At 72.3% G+C, this 16,725-nt stretch carries 15 protein-coding genes; 9 read left to right on the forward strand and 6 right to left on the reverse strand.

Going from position 1 to position 16,725, the window contains the following annotated elements:
* Positions 1-93 precede the first annotated feature (93 nt).
* Positions 94-534 carry a DUF3052 domain-containing protein gene (locus AB0H53_RS26155; RefSeq protein WP_362118107.1) on the reverse strand — a complete coding sequence of 147 codons (441 nt, stop codon included), beginning with the start codon at positions 532-534 and terminating at the stop codon, positions 94-96.
* A 475-nt stretch (positions 535-1,009) separates the two neighbouring features.
* Here AB0H53_RS26155 and aceE point away from each other — a divergent pair, with 475 nt between their 5' ends.
* Together aceE and AB0H53_RS26165 are read left to right on the forward strand one after the other, a co-directional pair.
* Positions 1,010-3,742, forward strand: coding sequence for a pyruvate dehydrogenase (acetyl-transferring), homodimeric type (gene aceE / locus AB0H53_RS26160; protein ID WP_362118110.1), 2,733 nt, complete (start codon positions 1,010-1,012; stop codon positions 3,740-3,742).
* 140 nt (positions 3,743-3,882) lie between these two features.
* Positions 3,883-4,644, forward strand: a complete 762-nt coding sequence (locus AB0H53_RS26165; RefSeq protein WP_362118113.1) for a potassium channel family protein — start codon at positions 3,883-3,885, stop codon at positions 4,642-4,644.
* Between the two features lie 152 nt (positions 4,645-4,796).
* Here the strand turns inward: AB0H53_RS26165 and AB0H53_RS26170 are convergent, their stop codons facing one another.
* Both AB0H53_RS26170 and AB0H53_RS26175 read right to left on the reverse strand, forming a co-directional pair.
* Positions 4,797-5,165: a peptidase inhibitor family I36 protein gene (locus tag AB0H53_RS26170; RefSeq protein ID WP_362118116.1), complete on the reverse strand. Its 369-nt coding sequence runs from the start codon at positions 5,163-5,165 to the stop codon at positions 4,797-4,799.
* A 287-nt stretch (positions 5,166-5,452) separates the two neighbouring features.
* Positions 5,453-7,063, reverse strand: coding sequence for an MFS transporter (locus AB0H53_RS26175; protein WP_362118119.1), 1,611 nt, complete (start codon positions 7,061-7,063; stop codon positions 5,453-5,455).
* A gap of 125 nt (positions 7,064-7,188) precedes the next feature.
* Between AB0H53_RS26175 and AB0H53_RS26180 the strand changes: the two genes are divergently transcribed.
* The 3 genes from AB0H53_RS26180 to AB0H53_RS26190 all read left to right on the forward strand — a co-directional run bounded on the left by AB0H53_RS26180 (position 7,189) and on the right by AB0H53_RS26190 (position 10,197).
* Entirely contained in the window at positions 7,189-7,854 is a 666-nt protein-coding gene (locus tag AB0H53_RS26180) for a TetR family transcriptional regulator (RefSeq protein ID WP_362118122.1), read from the forward strand.
* Between the two features lie 155 nt (positions 7,855-8,009).
* Positions 8,010-9,221 (forward strand): alpha/beta hydrolase, encoded by a 1,212-nt coding sequence (locus tag AB0H53_RS26185; RefSeq protein WP_362118125.1) that lies wholly within the window; start codon positions 8,010-8,012, stop codon positions 9,219-9,221.
* Between the two features lie 85 nt (positions 9,222-9,306).
* A complete protein-coding gene (locus tag AB0H53_RS26190) occupies positions 9,307-10,197 on the forward strand; it encodes a DUF4429 domain-containing protein (RefSeq protein ID WP_362118128.1) in 891 nt (296 codons plus the stop codon).
* 77 nt (positions 10,198-10,274) lie between these two features.
* Here the strand turns inward: AB0H53_RS26190 and AB0H53_RS26195 are convergent, their stop codons facing one another.
* Together AB0H53_RS26195 and AB0H53_RS26200 are read right to left on the reverse strand one after the other, a co-directional pair.
* Positions 10,275-11,318, reverse strand: a complete 1,044-nt coding sequence (locus tag AB0H53_RS26195; RefSeq protein ID WP_362118131.1) for an aldo/keto reductase — start codon at positions 11,316-11,318, stop codon at positions 10,275-10,277.
* A gap of 5 nt (positions 11,319-11,323) precedes the next feature.
* A complete protein-coding gene (locus AB0H53_RS26200) occupies positions 11,324-11,797 on the reverse strand; it encodes a MerR family transcriptional regulator (protein ID WP_362118134.1) in 474 nt (157 codons plus the stop codon).
* 113 nt (positions 11,798-11,910) lie between these two features.
* Here AB0H53_RS26200 and AB0H53_RS26205 point away from each other — a divergent pair, with 113 nt between their 5' ends.
* Positions 11,911-12,729 carry a serine hydrolase domain-containing protein gene (locus AB0H53_RS26205; RefSeq protein ID WP_362118137.1) on the forward strand — a complete coding sequence of 273 codons (819 nt, stop codon included), beginning with the start codon at positions 11,911-11,913 and terminating at the stop codon, positions 12,727-12,729.
* Between the two features lie 21 nt (positions 12,730-12,750).
* On the opposite strand, the gene AB0H53_RS26210 is transcribed toward AB0H53_RS26205, so the two are convergent.
* Positions 12,751-13,407: a pirin family protein gene (locus AB0H53_RS26210; RefSeq protein ID WP_362118140.1), complete on the reverse strand. Its 657-nt coding sequence runs from the start codon at positions 13,405-13,407 to the stop codon at positions 12,751-12,753.
* 57 nt (positions 13,408-13,464) lie between these two features.
* Between AB0H53_RS26210 and AB0H53_RS26215 the strand changes: the two genes are divergently transcribed.
* The 3 genes from AB0H53_RS26215 to AB0H53_RS26225 all read left to right on the forward strand — a co-directional run bounded on the left by AB0H53_RS26215 (position 13,465) and on the right by AB0H53_RS26225 (position 16,681).
* Positions 13,465-14,649: a helix-turn-helix domain-containing protein gene (locus tag AB0H53_RS26215; protein ID WP_362118143.1), complete on the forward strand. Its 1,185-nt coding sequence runs from the start codon at positions 13,465-13,467 to the stop codon at positions 14,647-14,649.
* Positions 14,650-14,739: 90 nt separating this feature from the next.
* Positions 14,740-15,663 carry an ACP S-malonyltransferase gene (locus tag AB0H53_RS26220; protein ID WP_362118215.1) on the forward strand — a complete coding sequence of 308 codons (924 nt, stop codon included), beginning with the start codon at positions 14,740-14,742 and terminating at the stop codon, positions 15,661-15,663.
* 16 nt (positions 15,664-15,679) lie between these two features.
* The gene (locus AB0H53_RS26225) at positions 15,680-16,681 is read left to right on the forward strand and encodes a ketoacyl-ACP synthase III (protein ID WP_362118146.1); all 1,002 of its coding nucleotides are present in this window, start codon (positions 15,680-15,682) and stop codon (positions 16,679-16,681) included.
* Positions 16,682-16,725: the final 44 nt, after the last annotated feature.

Raw genomic sequence — 16,725 nt, forward strand, 5'->3', positions numbered from 1 at the left:
AACGTCTCGGCGGGGGCCCGGTGCGGATCTGGGCGTTTCCGGGGCCCGTAGGGGCCGGTGGGGCCGTGGGACCGATGGGACTCTGGGGGCGGCTCAGCGCTTGCCGGTCTTGGCCGCCTTCGGGGTGACCAGACGGCTGCCGGTCCAGTCCTTGCCGGCGCTGATGCTCCGGGTCTGGGAGAGCCCGGCCGTCTGGGCGGCCTCGTTGATGTCGCTGGGCTCGATGTAGCCGTCACGACCGGTCTTGGGCGTCAGGAGCCAGATCTCTCCGCCCTCATCGATCAGACCGATGGCGTCGACCAGCGCGTCCGTGAGGTCGCCGTCGTCGTCGCGGAACCACAGCAGCACGACGTCAGCGACGTCGTCGTATTCCTCGTCGACGATTTCCTGGCCGATGATGGCCTCGATGCCTTCACGGAGCTCCTGCTCGACGTCGTCGTCGTAGCCGATCTCCTGGACCACCTGTCCGGGCTCGAACCCCAGCCGTGTGGCCGGGTTGGTCCGCTCCTCCGCGTGGTCCGCGGTCGCGCTCACGGCTTGCCTCCTGATCGTGTTTTTGGGATGTGCTTGGCCGCGCGCGTACGCGTGGCATTGGCCGTAGTCCACACGTGCTGGGCGGATCGCGCAAGTACCCGGGGACCGAGACCGCCGAAACGGTGACTTTTGGGGCCGTCTCGCCGCAACTCCCGGCGCCGCGCGGTCCGGCCCACGGTATGGACCACACCTCTTGACCCACTTTAGGTGCTTCGCGCCCTTCCCATGCCCTTCGGGGTGATCGGGAGGGGCGCCCGGACCGGAACACCTGAGCGGACCGGGCGTAAGGTGGCAAGTCGGCCGGACCCGGAGAGCGGGGACGGACGGGATGGACCGACTGCGAGGGTTACCCCCGGGTAGAGATGACGTTCGCGCGCATCGGGGTAGACGATGGAGGCGGCGCGACCGCACTGCCGACCCCCTGCCCTCCCCGCAGTCATCCCCGTTAGGCACCTCCGAACAGCGAAGGAACAGCGTGGCTTCCGGATCCGATCGCAACCCGATCATCATTGGCGGCCTTCCCAGCCAGGTCCCGGATTTCGATCCCGAAGAGACCCAGGAATGGCTCGACTCGCTCGACGCCGCCGTGGACGAGCGGGGCCGGGAGCGGGCCCGCTACCTGATGCTCCGCCTCATCGAGCGGGCGCGCGAGAAGCGCGTGGCCGTGCCCGAGATGCGCAGCACGGACTACGTCAACACCATCGCCACCAGGGACGAACCGTTCTTCCCCGGCAACGAGGAGATCGAGCGCAAGATCCTCAACGCCACCCGGTGGAACGCCGCGGTGATGGTCTCCCGCGCGCAGCGCCCCGGCATCGGCGTCGGCGGCCACATCGCCACCTTCGCCTCCTCCGCCTCCCTCTACGACGTGGGCTTCAACCACTTCTTCCGGGGCAAGGACGAGGGCGACGGCGGCGACCAGATCTTCTTCCAGGGCCACGCGTCGCCCGGTATCTACGCCCGCGCCTTCCTGCTGGACCGGCTGAGCGAGGCCCAGCTGGACGGCTTCCGCCAGGAGAAGTCGAAGTACCCCGACAGCCTGTCGTCCTACCCGCACCCGCGGTCGATGCCGGACTTCTGGGAGTTCCCGACCGTCTCCATGGGCCTGGGCCCGCTGGGTGCGATCTACCAGGCGCGGATGAACCGCTACATGGAGGCGCGCGGCATCGCCGACACCTCCAAGTCGCACGTGTGGGCGTTCCTGGGCGACGGCGAGATGGACGAGCCCGAGTCGCTCGGCCAGCTCTCCATCGCCGCCCGTGAGGGCCTGGACAACCTGACCTTCGTCGTCAACTGCAACCTCCAGCGCCTCGACGGCCCGGTGCGCGGCAACGGCAAGATCATCCAGGAGCTGGAGTCGCAGTTCCGCGGCGCCGGCTGGAACGTCATCAAGCTCATCTGGGACCGCTCCTGGGATCCGCTGCTGGCCCAGGACCGCGACGGCGTGCTGGTCAACAAGCTGAACACGACCCCCGACGGCCAGTTCCAGACGTACGCCACCGAGACCGGCTCCTACATCCGTGAGCACTTCTTCGGGGACGACCACCGGCTGCGCAAGATGGTCGAGGGCATGACCGACCACCAGATCCTGCACCTGGGGCGCGGCGGCCACGACCACAAGAAGATCTACGCGGCGTACGCGGCGGCCCGCGCCCACAAGGGCCAGCCGACCGTGATCCTGGCGCAGACCGTCAAGGGCTGGACCCTCGGCCCGAACTTCGAGGGCCGCAACGCCACCCACCAGATGAAGAAGCTGACGGTCGACGACCTCAAGCGGTTCCGCGACCGGCTGCACCTGCCGATCTCCGACAAGGAGCTGGAGTCCGGCCTGCCGCCGTACTACCACCCGGGTCCGAAGTCGGAGGAGATCCAGTACATGCACGACCGCCGCAAGGCGCTGGGCGGGTACGTCCCGACCCGGGTCGTGCGCGCCAAGCCGCTCGCGCTGCCGGAGGACAAGACGTACGCGGCGGTGCGGAAGGGCTCGGGCCAGCAGTCGATCGCCACCACCATGGCGTTCGTGCGCCTGCTGAAGGACCTGATGCGGGACAAGGAGATCGGCAAGCGGTTCGTGCTGATCGCCCCCGACGAGTACCGCACCTTCGGAATGGACTCGTTCTTCCCGAGCGCCAAGATCTACAACCCGCTGGGGCAGCAGTACGAGGCGGTGGACCGCGAGCTGCTGCTCGCCTACAAGGAGTCGCCCACCGGTCAGATGCTGCACGACGGCATCTCCGAGGCGGGCTGCACGGCGTCGCTGATCGCGGCCGGCTCCGCCTACGCGACGCACGGCGAACCGCTGATCCCGGTGTACGTCTTCTACTCGATGTTCGGTTTCCAGCGGACCGGTGACCAGTTCTGGCAGATGGCCGACCAGCTGTCGCGCGGTTTCGTCCTGGGCGCGACCGCCGGCCGTACGACCCTCACCGGTGAGGGCCTCCAGCACGCGGACGGCCACTCCCAGCTCCTCGCCTCGACCAACCCGGCCTGCGTCGCCTACGACCCGGCGTTCGGCTTCGAGATCGCGCACATCGTCAAGGACGGCCTGCGCCGGATGTACGGCGAGAACGCCGAGGACGTCTTCTACTACCTGACCGTCTACAACGAGCCGATCCAGCACCCGGCCGAGCCGGAGGACGTCGACGTCGACGGGATCCTGCACGGCATCCACCGCTTCCGGCCCGGCCGGGCCGGGGCGATCCCGGCGCAGATCATGGCGTCCGGTGTCGCGGTGCCGTGGGCGGTGGAGGCGCAGCGGATCCTGGCCGAGGAGTGGAACGTGCGCGCCGACGTGTGGTCGGCGACGTCCTGGAACGAGCTGCGCCGTGAGGCCGTCGAGGTGGAGGAGCACAACCTGCTCCACCCGGAGGAGGAGCAGCGGGTGCCCTATGTGACGCGGAAGCTGTCCGGCGCGGAGGGACCGTTCGTGGCGGTCTCCGACTGGATGCGATCGGTTCCCGACCAGATCTCGCGCTGGGTGCCGGGCACGTACACCTCGCTGGGCGCGGACGGCTTCGGCTTCGCGGACACGCGCGGTGCGGCACGGCGCTACTTCCACATCGACGCGCAGTCGATCGTGCTGGCGGTGCTCACCGAGCTGGCGCGCGAGGGCAAGGTGGACCGGTCGGCGCTGAAGCAGGCCGTGGACCGCTACCGCCTGCTGGACGTGGCGGCGGCGGACCCGGGCGCGGCCGGCGGCGACGCCTAGGCAGTGCCGTCGAAGTAGCGCCGTGCGCCCGCGGGGCGACCAGCCGGGCTTCGACGACCCGGCCCAGGACCGCGGGGCCGCGAAGGCGCGAGTACGGGTGCGGGGGTTTCGTCCCCCGCACCCGCTTTACGATGCCCGGCATGGAAGAACGCTGGGAACACCACACGCGCGGACCCCTGCTGACGCTCGCCGTGGCGTTCGGTGTCGCCTACGCGGTGCCGATCGTGGCGCCGGGCGCCGACCGCTGGGTGCACTCGGCGTGCACGGCGGTGGAGTGGGTGGTGTGGGGAGCGTTCGCCGTCGACTACCTCGTGCGGCTGGTGCTGGCGCCCGCCCGGTGGCACTTCGTGCGCCGCCACCCGCTGGACCTGCTCGCGGTGCTGCTGCCGCTGGTGCAGCCGCTGCGGCTGCTGCGGGTGGTCGCCACGCTGCTGCTGGTGGGGCGGCGGGCCCGGATGGCCCCACAGGTCACCCTGACGACCTATGTCGCGGGGGCCGTGGTGGGGCTGATGATGTTCGGCTCGCTGGCGGTGCTGCACGTGGAGCGGGACGCGCCGGAGGGGAACATCCGGACGCTGGGCGACGCGGTGTGGTGGTCGTTCACCACCATGACGACCGTGGGCTACGGGGACCACGCGCCGACGACGGGACTGGGCCGGTTCCTGGCGGTGGGCCTGATGCTGTCGGGCATCGCGCTGCTGGGTGTGGTGACGGCCAACATCGCGGCCTGGTTCATCTCCCGCTTCGAGCGGGACGACGCCCAGGAGCGCCGTCAGACGGCGCTCCTGGAGGCCCTGACCGAGGAGGTCAGGCAGCTGCGTGCGGAGGTCGGCCGGCTGTCGGAGCACGCCGTGCTCCCTGAGGGGACCGCGGCACCGGCCGGTGACCGGTCTCCGGCTTAGCCGAACACCTCTCGCCGGACGCCCGGCGCCGCGCGTTCCGTCCCGGTCCGCGACCCCTTTCGGCCGCGTGAGCGGGGGCTCACGCGCGTACGCCGGGTCCGCCCGAAGGTGTTCATGCCTGCCGGGTACCCGGGTTCGCGGCGGGCAGACGTTCAGTTCTCCCAGACCTTGAAGGCCCGTACCTGGTACGGCGACCGGGGCACCCAGGTGCCGGTGCCGGGGTACGTCTCGAACTCCGCCGTCTCGGCGCACTCGGCCGACTGGTAGGTGGTGACGGGCCGGCCGGTGCGGTTGGCCAGGGCGGTCGCGGTGGCGGCGCCGGGGAGTACGACGCAGCTCTCGATGTCGACGCCGGTCAGCTCGTACGTCCGGCGGGCGCCCCGGAACTCCTCCTTGGCCCAGAGGCACAGCTGCCCGGCGGCGCAGGGCCCCAGGGCCGGCGGCCCGGCCGCGGCCGGCACCGCGGTCCCGGCGACGGTGGCGGCCAGCGCGGCGGCGGCCAGGACGGTCTTGGTACGCATGTCGAACCCCCGTGTGCATGGAAACGATCACCTGCCCGGGCAGCGTGGCGCGGGCCGGGCGGGGACCGGAAGAGGGGGCCCGGTGATCCACTCTGATAGGTGACGCGCCGCCCGGGGTGCCGCCCCGGCGACGCCGAGGGCCCCGGCAGCGCGTGGCTGCCGGGGCCCGGGGTCACCCGAAAGGTGTCGGAGCGGGGGCCGAGGACGGCCCGCCGGAGGTGGCCGCCCCCTCCCGATGTGACCCGCCGGACGCGGTCGCTCGGACACGGGCCGTCGGGCGCGGGCCGTCAGATGTGGGCACCGCCCGCGCCCGCGTCGGCGTTCTCGCCTCGCTTGGTCAGGGTGGCGACCAGCGCCGCGACGACCGCCACGACACCGGCGACCAGGAAGGCCGTGCCCATGCCCGACATGAACGTGTCGTGGATGACGCCACCGATCCTGGCCAGGAGGTCCGGCGTCATCCCGGGGGCCTTGGCCAGCTCGGCCGGTACGGTGCCGAACTCCGCGGCCTGCTCCAGCCGGGGGTCGACCGGCACCGGGATGCCCGCCTCCTTCCAGTTGGCCGCGAAGTCCGAGCTGACCTTGGAGGACATCACCGCGCCCAGCACCGCCGTGCCGAGGGCGCCGCCGACCTGCATCGCGGCCTGCTGGAGGCCACCGGCCACACCGGACAGCTCCAGCGGGGCGTTGCCGACGATGACCTCGGTGGCGCCCACCATGACCGGGGCCAGGCCCAGGCCCAGCAGGGCGAACCAGAACGACATGGCGAGCGTGCCCGTGCCCTCGGTGAGGGAGATCATGCCGAACATGGCGGCGGCCGTGCACACCATGCCGCCGACGAGCGGGATCCGCGGTCCGAACTTGGTGATCAGCGCGCCCGCCAGCGGCGAGGAGACGATCATCATGGCCGTCAGCGGCAACAGGTGGAGGCCACTGTCGACCGGGCTGAGCCCCTTGACGCCCTGGAGGTAGAAGGTGACGAAGAACAGGCCGCCCATGAAGGCGAAGGCCATCAGCACCATGAGGACGGTGCCGGCGCTCAGGGGCACCGAACGGAACATGCCCAGCGGGATGAGCGGCTCCTTGACCTTGGTCTCCCAGAGGGCGAAGAGCGCGAACAGCACCACCGCGCCGCCCAGGAAGCCCCACGTGCTGGCGCTGCCCCAGCCCCAGGACTCGCCGGCCTTGATGATGCCCCAGATCAGGGCGCCCATCGCGGCAGACAGCAGGACGATGCCCAGCACGTCGAAGGAGCGCGGCGCGTTCTCGGCGCGGTGGTCCCGGAGGATCACCAGGCCGAAGACGAGCGCGACGATGCCCACCGGGACGTTGACGAAGAACACGGACTGCCAGCTGACGTGCTCCACGAGCAGGCCGCCGACGATCGGTCCGCCCGCGGTCGAGGCGCCGATGACCATGCCCCAGATGCCGATCGCCATGTTCAGCTTCTCGGCCGGGAAGGTGGCGCGCAGCAGGCCGAGCGCCGCCGGCATCAGCAGGGCGCCGAACAGGCCCTGGAGCACCCGGAAGGCGATCACCAGGCCGATGGAGCTGGAGAGGCCGATCGCGGCGGACGCGGCCGCGAAACCGGCTATGCCTATGAGGAAGGTCTGGCGGTGGCCGAACCGGTCACCGAGCTTGCCGGCGGTGATCAGCGCGACGGCCAGCGCGAGGAGGTATCCGTTGGTGATCCACTGGACGTCGGAGAGGGTCGCGCCGAGGTCCTTCTGGATCGCGGGATTGGCGATCGCGACGATCGTGCCGTCCAGCGCGACCATCATCACGCCGATGGCCACGGCGAAGAGCGTGAGCCAGGGGTGGCCGCGCAGCCCCTTGGCCTGTGCCGGCGTGGGCTCCGGGCCCTGCGGCACCTGGTCGACGGTGGTCTGACTAGTCATACCGAGAGGCTAATGTCAGCCACTGACAATTGACAAAGCAATTCACACGCCGGTAACTGTCACTTAGCTCACAGGTACGCTGAGCTGCCCAAAGAGCCGGAGAGAGACAAGCCGAGGACCATGAAGTGACGGTTGAGCAGCGGACCAGCGCGGGGTTGCGCGAACGCAAGAAGCAGCGCACCCGCGACGCCCTGCTGCGCGCCGCGCTGGAGCTGTTCACCAGTCAGGGCTACGAGCGCACCACGGTCGACGAGATCGCCGGCACCGTGGACGTCTCCCAGCGCACCTTCTTCCGCTACTTCGCCAGTAAGGAGGAGGTGGCCTTCGCCGTCCAGCACATGGTGGAGCGGCACTTCATGGCCGCCCTGCGCGCCCGGCCGCCGCACGAGGCGCCGCTCGAAGCCATGCGCAACGCCGTGCTGTCGGCCTGGGACACCATCGGCGAGGCCATCATGGAGGTCGTTCCGGTCGAGCTGTACCTGCGGACGTTCCGGCTCATCGAGTCGACGCCGGCGCTGCTCGCGGTGCACCTGCGGCGCTCCACCGAGATGGAGGAGAACATCGCCCGGCTGATCGCCGATCGCGAGGGCCTGGACGTGGACGCCGACCCCCGGCCCCGGGTGGCCGTGGCCGCGTTCAGCGGGGTGATGCGGGTCACCGGGCAACTGTGGGGCCGGGGCCCGGACGCCTCGCTGGAGGCGATCCGCGCCCTGACCGAGGACTACCTCGACCACCTCGGTCCGGCGCTGGCCGCCGACTGGCGCGACGGGCGGCACCCCCGCACCGGCTGACCCCGGACCGTCGCGGCCGGGGGCGCCGGGGCGCGCTCCGCGGCACACCCGGCGTACACGGAGAGTCACGCCGCTACCCCGTATTCTCCGTTTCATGCGTGATCCGCGTCACGCTGGTCACGGCACCCCGGGAGCTTCTCCTAAGGTGTCTCGTAGTGACTGCTTTCCACTCCCCTCCCTCCCTCCTCGCCTGGCGTGCCCTGCTCGCTCTCGCGGTGGTGTTCGTCCTGCTCATGACCACCGGATGGACCGCCGCGCGCGACCAGCCCGGGCCGCGCGGACCGCGCGAGGCAGCGCTGGCCGCCTGGCGCGACGGCCGGGCGGGGCCGCACCGGCTGCCCGATCCGGCGTCGCCGGCGAGCGCGATCACCCGGTTCTTCCGGTCACTGACCGTCACCCAGCGTGATCGGCTCGCGGCCCGCCACCCACTGGTCGTCGGCAACCTCGACGGCGCCCCGGTCGGGCTGCGCTACCGCGCCAACCGGCACGCGCTGCGCCAGGCCCGTGACGCCGAGCGCCGGCGGGTGGACGACGAACGGCTCTCCCCCGACGGCCACCGCGAGGCGGTGCGCCGGCTGCACCGGTTCACCTCCCTGCTGCGCGAGGGGCGCCAGATCCTCGCCTTCGACCCGACCGGGAAGGGCCGGGCCGCGGAGGTGTTCGGCGACCTGGAACGGGCTCAGCGCGTCTCGGTGGTCGTGCCGGGCGTCGACACCGACCTGCTGACCTTCCAGCGCACCGCCCGCAGGTACAGCGCGCCGGTCGGCATGGCCGAGTCGCTGTACGCCGCCGAACGCGCCGCCGCGCCCCGTACCCGTACCGCCGTGGTCGCCTGGGCCGACTACACGGCGCCGGTGGGCGTCGGCGTGGAGGCGGCGACCGGCGGGCTGGCGGCGGACGGCGCGCGGCGGCTGGCCGGGGTGACCGGCGCGCTGCCCGGCGGCTCCAAGGTCTCGCTGTTCTGCCACAGTTACGGCTCGGTGGTGTGCGGCCTGGCCGCGCCGCGACTGCCTCCTCGGGTGACCGATGTCGCGGTGGCCGGCAGCCCCGGCATGCGGGCCGAGAGCGCGGCGGCGCTGGGCACCCGGGCCCGGGTGTGGGCGATGCGGGACGCCGACGACTGGATCGGCGACCTGCCCTACCTGGAGGTCGGCGGGCTGGGGCACGGCGCCGACCCGGTGACCCCGGAGTTCGGCGCCCGGGTGCTGTCGGCGGACGGCGCGGCCGGGCACGCCGGCTATTTCGAGCCGGGCACCGAGAGCCTGCGCAACCTGGCGCGCATAGGCGTCGGTTCGTACGACGGGGTGCGGTGCGCGGGCGCCGATTCGGCCTGCCGCAGCGGAATTTCCGGCGGGAACGCCGTCTGACGCGCGTAGAGGCCCGTGCGGGGTGGTGGATTTCGCAACTCTTCGAGGGGCGACGCGCGAGCCCCCGCCGCATACGATGAGGCACATGGGTGATGTGCTGGCCGGAATTCATGCCACCTGGGAATTCGAACCCGACGCCGTGCTCATCCGCTTCGAACGGGGGATCCGCACGCCGAAGCTCTTCCACGCGCTGCGGGAACGGCGCATTCCCCACGAGGCGTTGGCGTCGGTGTCCCTCTCCCCGGGCAAGCGGGGCACGGTGGTGCTGCGCGCGGTGCCGCGACCGGGTGCCGATCCGCTGATGGAGGTGGCCGCCGGCCAGCTCAAGGAGGGCAGCGACCCGTACCGCCTGGTGCTGTCCGCCGAGCGCGAGGCGCTCGCCGAGACGTACGCGGACGAGCTGCGCGCGCGGCTCGCCGGCCCGGGGGCGGCCGGGCCGGCCGAGCGGTTCCTGGTGGCCGCCCCCGAAGCGCCGCTCCAGTTCAAGGCGTATGACGGGAAGGCGTCCTTCGACGGTGCCGAAGTGGCCTTCCGGTGGTTCTGGACGGGTGCGTCGTCCGCCAAGTGGAAGGCCGGCGACCAGTCGTTCCGGGTGCGGGAGCTGAGCGGTGTCGAGTGGCGCTCCCCCGATGTGCTCGACGGCCACCTGCGGCTGCTGCCGCGTGACGGCGGCACCCGGCCCGCCCAGGCCGACCAGGACCCGGCCGCCGTGGTCTTCGGCCTCGGCTACGGGCCGGTGCACGAGTCGTTGCCGTTCGCGGCGGCGGTCCTGGCCGCGGTACGGGGAGCGGCCCGCGCCGGCTGCTCCGGCGCGGGCGGCGGGGAACCCGTCGCGGTGGCCGCGGCCCCGCGCCCGGGCCGCGACCCGGCGGCGGTGGCCGAACGGATACGGCACCTGGGCGAGCTGTACCAGGCCGGCCTGGTGACGGACGAGGAGTTCGCGGCGAAGAAGGCGGAACTGCTCGCGGAACTGTAGGCCCGCGCCCGGTGACCCACCCGGTCCGGCCGGCCCCGTCCGCCCCCTCCTACCCGGCCCGGCCCGGTCCCGGTGGGTCAGATGTCGCGTGCCGCCGAGGTGGAGGACATGTCGGCGTACCGGTCGCCCGCGACCCGCTCGGCGATCGGCTCCAGCAGGGCCAGTTCCCCGGCGTCCAGCCGGACACGGGTCGCCGCGGCGTTCTCCAGGAGCCGGCCGCGCTTGCGGGTGCCGGGGATCGGCACCACGACCAGGCCGTGCACCTCGGCCCGCTGGTGCACCCAGGCCAGGGCGATCTGCGCGGGAGTCGCGCCGTGCGCGTCGGCGATGGCGCGCAGCGGCTCCAGGAGCGCGGCGTTGCGCTCGGCGTTCTCACCGCTGAACCGGGGGTGGTTCCGGCGGTAGTCGCCGCCCGACAGCTCCTTGGACGCGTCGGTGAAGGCACCGGTCAGGAAGCCCCGGCCGAGCGGTGAGTACGGCACGAACGCCACGCCCAGCTCCGCGGCCGCGCCCACCGCGCTGCGCTCCACGTCCCGCGAGAACACCGACCACTCGGACTGGAGCGCGGTGATGGGGTGCACGGCGTGCGCCTCGCGCAGCTCCGCGCCGGTCACCTCGCTGAGCCCGAGGTACTTGACCTTGCCCTCCTGGACCAGCTCGGCCATGGCGCCGACCGACTCGGCCAGCGGTACGGCCGGGTCGCGCCGGTGCATGTAGTAGAGGTCGATGACGTCGACGCCCAGGCGGCGCAGACTGCCCTCGACCGCGGACCTGATGTAGGCCGGCTCGTTGCGCACGGCCCGGTACTGCGGGTCGTCGGTCCGCTCGACGGCGAACTTCGTCGCGAGGGTGATCTCCTCACGGTGGGCGGCGACGAACGGGGCGAGGAACTCCTCGTTGGCGCCCCGCCCGTAGATGTCGGCGGTGTCGATCAGCGTGACGCCCGCCTCCAGCGCGGCGTCCAGGGTGTCGCGGGCGGCGGCCTCGTCGGTGTCGCCGTAGAACTCGCTGATGCCCATGGCGCCGAAGCCCTGGACGCCCACTTCCGGGCCCTTCGCGCCGAGGCGCACGGTGGTGATCTTCTCGACGGCGGGGGTGTTCTCGGACTGGTCCTTGCTCATGGGCTTCAGGCCCTCTCCGGCGCCCGGCGGGCGCCCGCGTAGATGTCGATCTTGTAATCCAGTACGGCGAGCGTGTCCTGGAGCTCCGCGATACGGGCCCGCACGTTCCGGCGGGTCTCCACCAGCAACTCCTGCCGCTGGTCGAAGGTGTGCTCGCCCTCACGCACGAGTTCGGCGTAGCGCACCATGTCGGTCACCGGCATGCCGGTCAGCCGCAGCTTGCCGACCAGGGCGAGCCAGTCCAGGTCCCGGTTGGTGAACCGGCGCTGACCGGTGTGCGACCGGTCGACGTGCGGCATCAGCCCGATCCGCTCGTACCAGCGCAGGGTGTGCGCGCTCAGCCCGGTCCACGCCGCGACCTCGCCGATCGTGTAGCGGTCCTGTCCCGCGGGACGCGGGTGCGGGCGCGGGGCCGCGGCAGGGGCGCACGGCCCGCTGTCCGGCGGCCGTACGGGAGTGGTGCTGTCGATCACCGTCATGCCCTCCACGCTAGGACCCTGGAGTGCACTCCAGGCAAGTGGAGGTGAGGGGTTCCCGGGGCCCGGCCCCCGCACCCCGGAGGCGGGCCGGACCCTATGGATAGGCTCTCGGCATGCAGAGCCTGGCAATGATCGAGAACTGGCCGGTCCCCACCGCCGCGGCGGCCGTCGTCCGTGCGGACGGCTCCCTCGCCGGGTCGTACGGCCCCACCGACCGGCCCTTCCCGCTGGCTTCGGTCACCAAGCCCCTCGCCGCGTACGCCGTCCTGGTCGCCCACGAGGAGGGCGCCGTCGAGCTGGACGAGCCCGCCGGGCCCGAGGGGGCCACCGTGCGGCACCTGCTGGCGCACACCTCGGGGCTCGCCTTCGACGAGCACCGGGCGACGGCCGCGCCGGGCACCCGGCGGATCTACTCCAACGCCGGGTTCGAGGTGCTGGGCGACCGTGTCGCCGAGGCGACCGGCATCCCGTTCGCGGAGTACCTGCGCCAGGCGGTGCTGGAACCGCTGGGCATGACGGCCACGACACTGGACGGCTCACCCGCCAAGGACGGCGTCTCGACCGCCGGGGACCTGGCGCGCTTCGCCGCCGAGGTGCAGGCGCCCCGGCTGCTGGACCCGCGCACCGTGCTGGAGGCGACGACGGTGGTCCACCCCGGGCTGACCGGTGTCCTGCCCGGGTACGGGCACCAGCGGCCCAACGACTGGGGGCTCGGGTTCGAGATCCGGGACGGCAAGGCCCCGCACTGGACGGGGACGTCGTCCTCGCCGCGCACCTTCGGTCACTTCGGCCAGTCGGGCACGTTCCTGTGGATCGACCCGGACGCGCGGGCGGCGTGCGTGGCGCTCACCGACCGGGCCTTCGGCCCGTGGGCGGTCGAGGCGTGGCCGCCGTTCACCGACGCGGTGCTGGCGGAGCTGCGCCACGGCTGAGCCGCGGCGGCGGGACGGCGGTCAGCCCGCCATCCGCCACAGCAGCACCTCGGCGGCGGCCCGCGCGGTGAGCTCCAGGCCCCGCGCGCCGGTGATCCGGGCCGCGTCGCCGGGCCCCAACTCCTGGCCGGCCAGCTCCACCCGGCCACGCACCACGTGCGCGTACAGGAAGTCCGCGTCCGGGACGGCCGCGCGCTCTCCCGGTGCCGGGCGCCGCACGTGCAGCTCGGCGCCCGCGGCGGGCAGGGCGTAGGGCGCGGCGTCGGTGAGGCCGCGCACGATCCCGTACGAGGGCTCCCCTCCGGACGCCAGGGGGGCGAGCCACATCTGCACGAAGACCAGCGGGGTGTCGCCGTCGTTGCGCTCCTCGTGCCGCACCCCGCTCGCCGCGCTGAGGCGCTGGACGTCGCCGGGACGCACCAGGGTGGCGTGCCCCGCCGAGTCACGGTGCGTCAGCTCCCCCTCGACGACCCAGGTGACGATCTCGGTGTGGCTGTGCGGGTGCTCGTCGAACCCGGCGCCCGGTGCGAGCCGCTCCTCGTTGCAGGCGAGGACGGCGCCGAAGCGGACGTTGTCCGGGTCGTAGAAGCGGCCGAAGGACAGGGCGTGCCGGGTCTCGATGCCGGCCGCCGGGTCGCCGCCGCGGTAGCGCTCCTCGGCGCGCTGTACGAATATCACCAGCCCACCGTAGACCCGGCACCGCACTCACCCGTCCGGATAAGGCAGTCTTGTCCCGTGCCTGAACCCGCAGCGAACGAAAAACACCCCCATGCCGCCACATTGAAGCGTCTGGAGCAGTCCTCCGGACGGCTCGCCGCGAACGCCATTGCCCGCATGGACGAAACGCTGCCGTGGTACCGGGCCATGCCCCCGGAGAACCGTTCCTGGATCGGCCTGGTCGCCCAGGCCGGTATCGCCGCGTTCACCGAGTGGTTCCGGCATCCGGAGACGCCGCAGGCGATCTCGACGGACGTGTTCGGCACGGCGCCGCGCGAGCTGACCCGGGCGATCACCCTGCGCCAGACCGTCGAGATGGTGCGCACCACCATCGAGGTCATGGAGTCGGCGATCGAGGAGGTCGCGGCGCCCGGTGACGAATCGGTGCTGCGCGAGGCGCTGCTGGTGTACGCCCGGGAGATCGCCTTCGCGACGGCCCAGGTGTACGCGCAGGCCGCCGAGGCGCGGGGCGCCTGGGACGCCCGGCTGGAGTCGCTGGTCGTGAACGCGGTGCTGTCCGGCGAGGCCGACGAGGGCGCCGTCTCGCGCGCCGCCGCGCTGGGCTGGAACTCGCCGGAGCACGTGTGCGTGATCCTGGGCACCGCCCCGGACGGGGACAGCGAGCTGACCGTCGAGGCGATCCGCCGGGCTGCCCGGGCCGCCAAGCTCCAGGTGCTCACCGGCGTGCTGGGCGACCGGCTGGTGGTGATCGCGGGCGGCAGCGACAACCCGCTCCAGGTCGCCAAGGCGCTGATCGGCCCGTACGCGGCGGGCCCGGTGGTGGCGGGCCCCGTGGTACCCGACCTGCTGGCCGCGACCCGGTCCGCGCAGGCCGCGGCGGCCGGGTTGAAGGCCTGCTCGGCGTGGCAGGACGCACCGCGGCCGGTGCTGGCGGACGATCTCCTTCCGGAGCGCGCGATCGCGTCGGACCCGGCCGCGCGCGAGCAACTGGTGGAGGAGATCTACAGACCGCTGGAGGAAGCTGGGTCGGCGCTGCTGGAGACCCTGAGCGTGTACCTGGAGCAGGCGAGCAGCCTGGAAGGGGCGGCGCGGATGTTGTTCGTGCACCCCAATACCGTGCGCTACCGGCTCCGACGTGTGACGGATGTCACCGGGTGGTCACCGTCCGACGTCCGTTCGGCGTTTACGCTGCGGATCGCGCTGATCCTGGGGCGTCTGGCCGAAGCGGACACCTCGTCCTAACTGTTTTGTAGGACATCAACAATTCGACTGACGGTTCTTCGTCCTTGTCCTCACGGGCGTCACGGACCGTCCACAAGAGAGAGTGTGAGGGTGCTCGTACTCGTCGCTCCCGGCCAAGGCGCTCAGACGCCCGGCTTCCTGACTCCCTGGCTCGACCTCCCCGGCGCGGGCGACCGTGTCGCCGAGTGGTCCGACGCCATCGGGCTCGACCTCGTCCACTACGGCACCAAGGCGGACGCGGACGAGATCCGTGACACGGCCGTCGCCCAGCCGCTCCTGGTCGCGGCCGGTCTGCTGTCCGCCGCGGCGCTCGGCGACCCCGCGCCCGGCGCGGTCGCCGGCCACAGCGTCGGTGAGATCACCGCCGCCGCGTTCGCGGGCGTGCTCGACGAGACCGCGGCGCTCCGCTTCGTACGGACGCGCGGCCTGGCGATGGCCGAGGCCGCCGCCGTCACCGAGACGGGCATGTCGGCGCTGCTCGGCGGCGACCCCGAGGTGACCGTCCCGCACCTGGAGAAGCTGGGCCTGACCGCGGCGAACGTGAACGGCGCCGGCCAGATCGTCGCCGCCGGCACCATGGAGCAGCTGGCCGCGCTGGAGGCGGACAAGCCCGAGGGCGTCCGCCGCGTGGTGGCGCTGAAGGTGGCGGGCGCGTTCCACACGCACCACATGGCTCCCGCCGTCACGGCCCTGCGGAAGGCCGCGGACGAGCTCACGGTCGCCGATCCGGCCGTGCCCTACGTCTCCAACAAGGACGGCCGGACCGTCGCCACGGGCGCCGATGTCGTCGCCCGCCTGGTGGGTCAGGTCGCGAACCCGGTCCGCTGGGACCTGTGCATGGAAACGTTCCAGCAGCTCGGGGTGACCGCGCTGGTCGAGGTGTGCCCCGGTGGGACGCTGACCGGTATCGCCAAGCGCGCCCTGCCGGGTGTCGCGACGCTCGCGCTGAAGACGCCGGACGACCTCGACGCGGCACGCGCGCTCATCGCCGAGCACGCGCGCCCCGCCGCCTGACAAGGAGCCGTAGAGCATGGCGAAGATCAAGCCCAGCCAGGGCGCCCCGTACGCGCGGATCATGGGTGTCGGCGGCTACCGCCCCACCCGGGTCGTGCCCAACGAGGTGATCCTGGAGACGATCGACTCGTCCGACGAGTGGATCCGCTCGCGCTCCGGTATCGCCACCCGCCACTGGGCCTCCCCGGAGGAGACCGTGACCGCGATGTCGGTCGAGGCGGCCGGCAAGGCCATCGCGGACGCCGGGATCACCCCGGAGCAGATCGGCGGCGTGATCGTCTCCACCGTCTCGCACTTCAAGCAGACCCCGGCCGTGGCCACCGAGATCGCCCACCAGATCGGCGCGAACAAGCCAGCCGCGTTCGACATCTCGGCGGGCTGCGCCGGCTTCGGCTACGGCCTGACCCTGGCCAAGGGCATGGTCGTCGAGGGCTCGGCGGAGTACGTGCTCGTCATCGGCGTCGAGCGGTTGAGCGACCTGACGGACCTGGCGGACCGGGCGACGGCGTTCCTGTTCGGCGACGGCGCCGGCGCGGTCGTGGTGGGCCCCGCCAAGGAGCCGATGATCGGCCCGACCGTCTGGGGCTCCGAGGGCGACAAGGCCGAGACCATCAAGCAGACCGTGCCGTGGACGGACTACCGCGACGGCGTGGTCGAGAAGTTTCCGGCCATCACCCAGGAGGGCCAGGCGGTCTTCCGCTGGGCCGTCTACGAGATGGCGAAGGTCGCCCAGCAGGCGCTGGACGCCGCCGGTGTCCCGGCGGCCGACCTGGACGTCTTCATCCCGCACCAGGCCAACATGCGGATCATCGACTCGATGGTGAAGACGCTGAAGCTGCCGGAGCACGTCACGGTCGCCCGGGACGTGGAGACCACCGGCAACACCTCGGCCGCCTCGATTCCGCTCGCGATGGAGCGGCTTCTGGCGACCGGCCAGGCGAAGAGCGGTGACACCGCGCTCGTCATCGGCTTCGGGGCGGGTCTCGTCTACGCCGCGACGGTCGTTACCCTCCCTTAGGCACCGTTCGGATCATTTTCCGGACGACCAGCCTCACATCCTCT

The sequence above is a fragment of the Streptomyces sp. NPDC050856 genome, from assembly GCF_040653855.1.
Classification (GTDB): Bacteria; Actinomycetota; Actinomycetes; order Streptomycetales; family Streptomycetaceae; genus Streptomyces.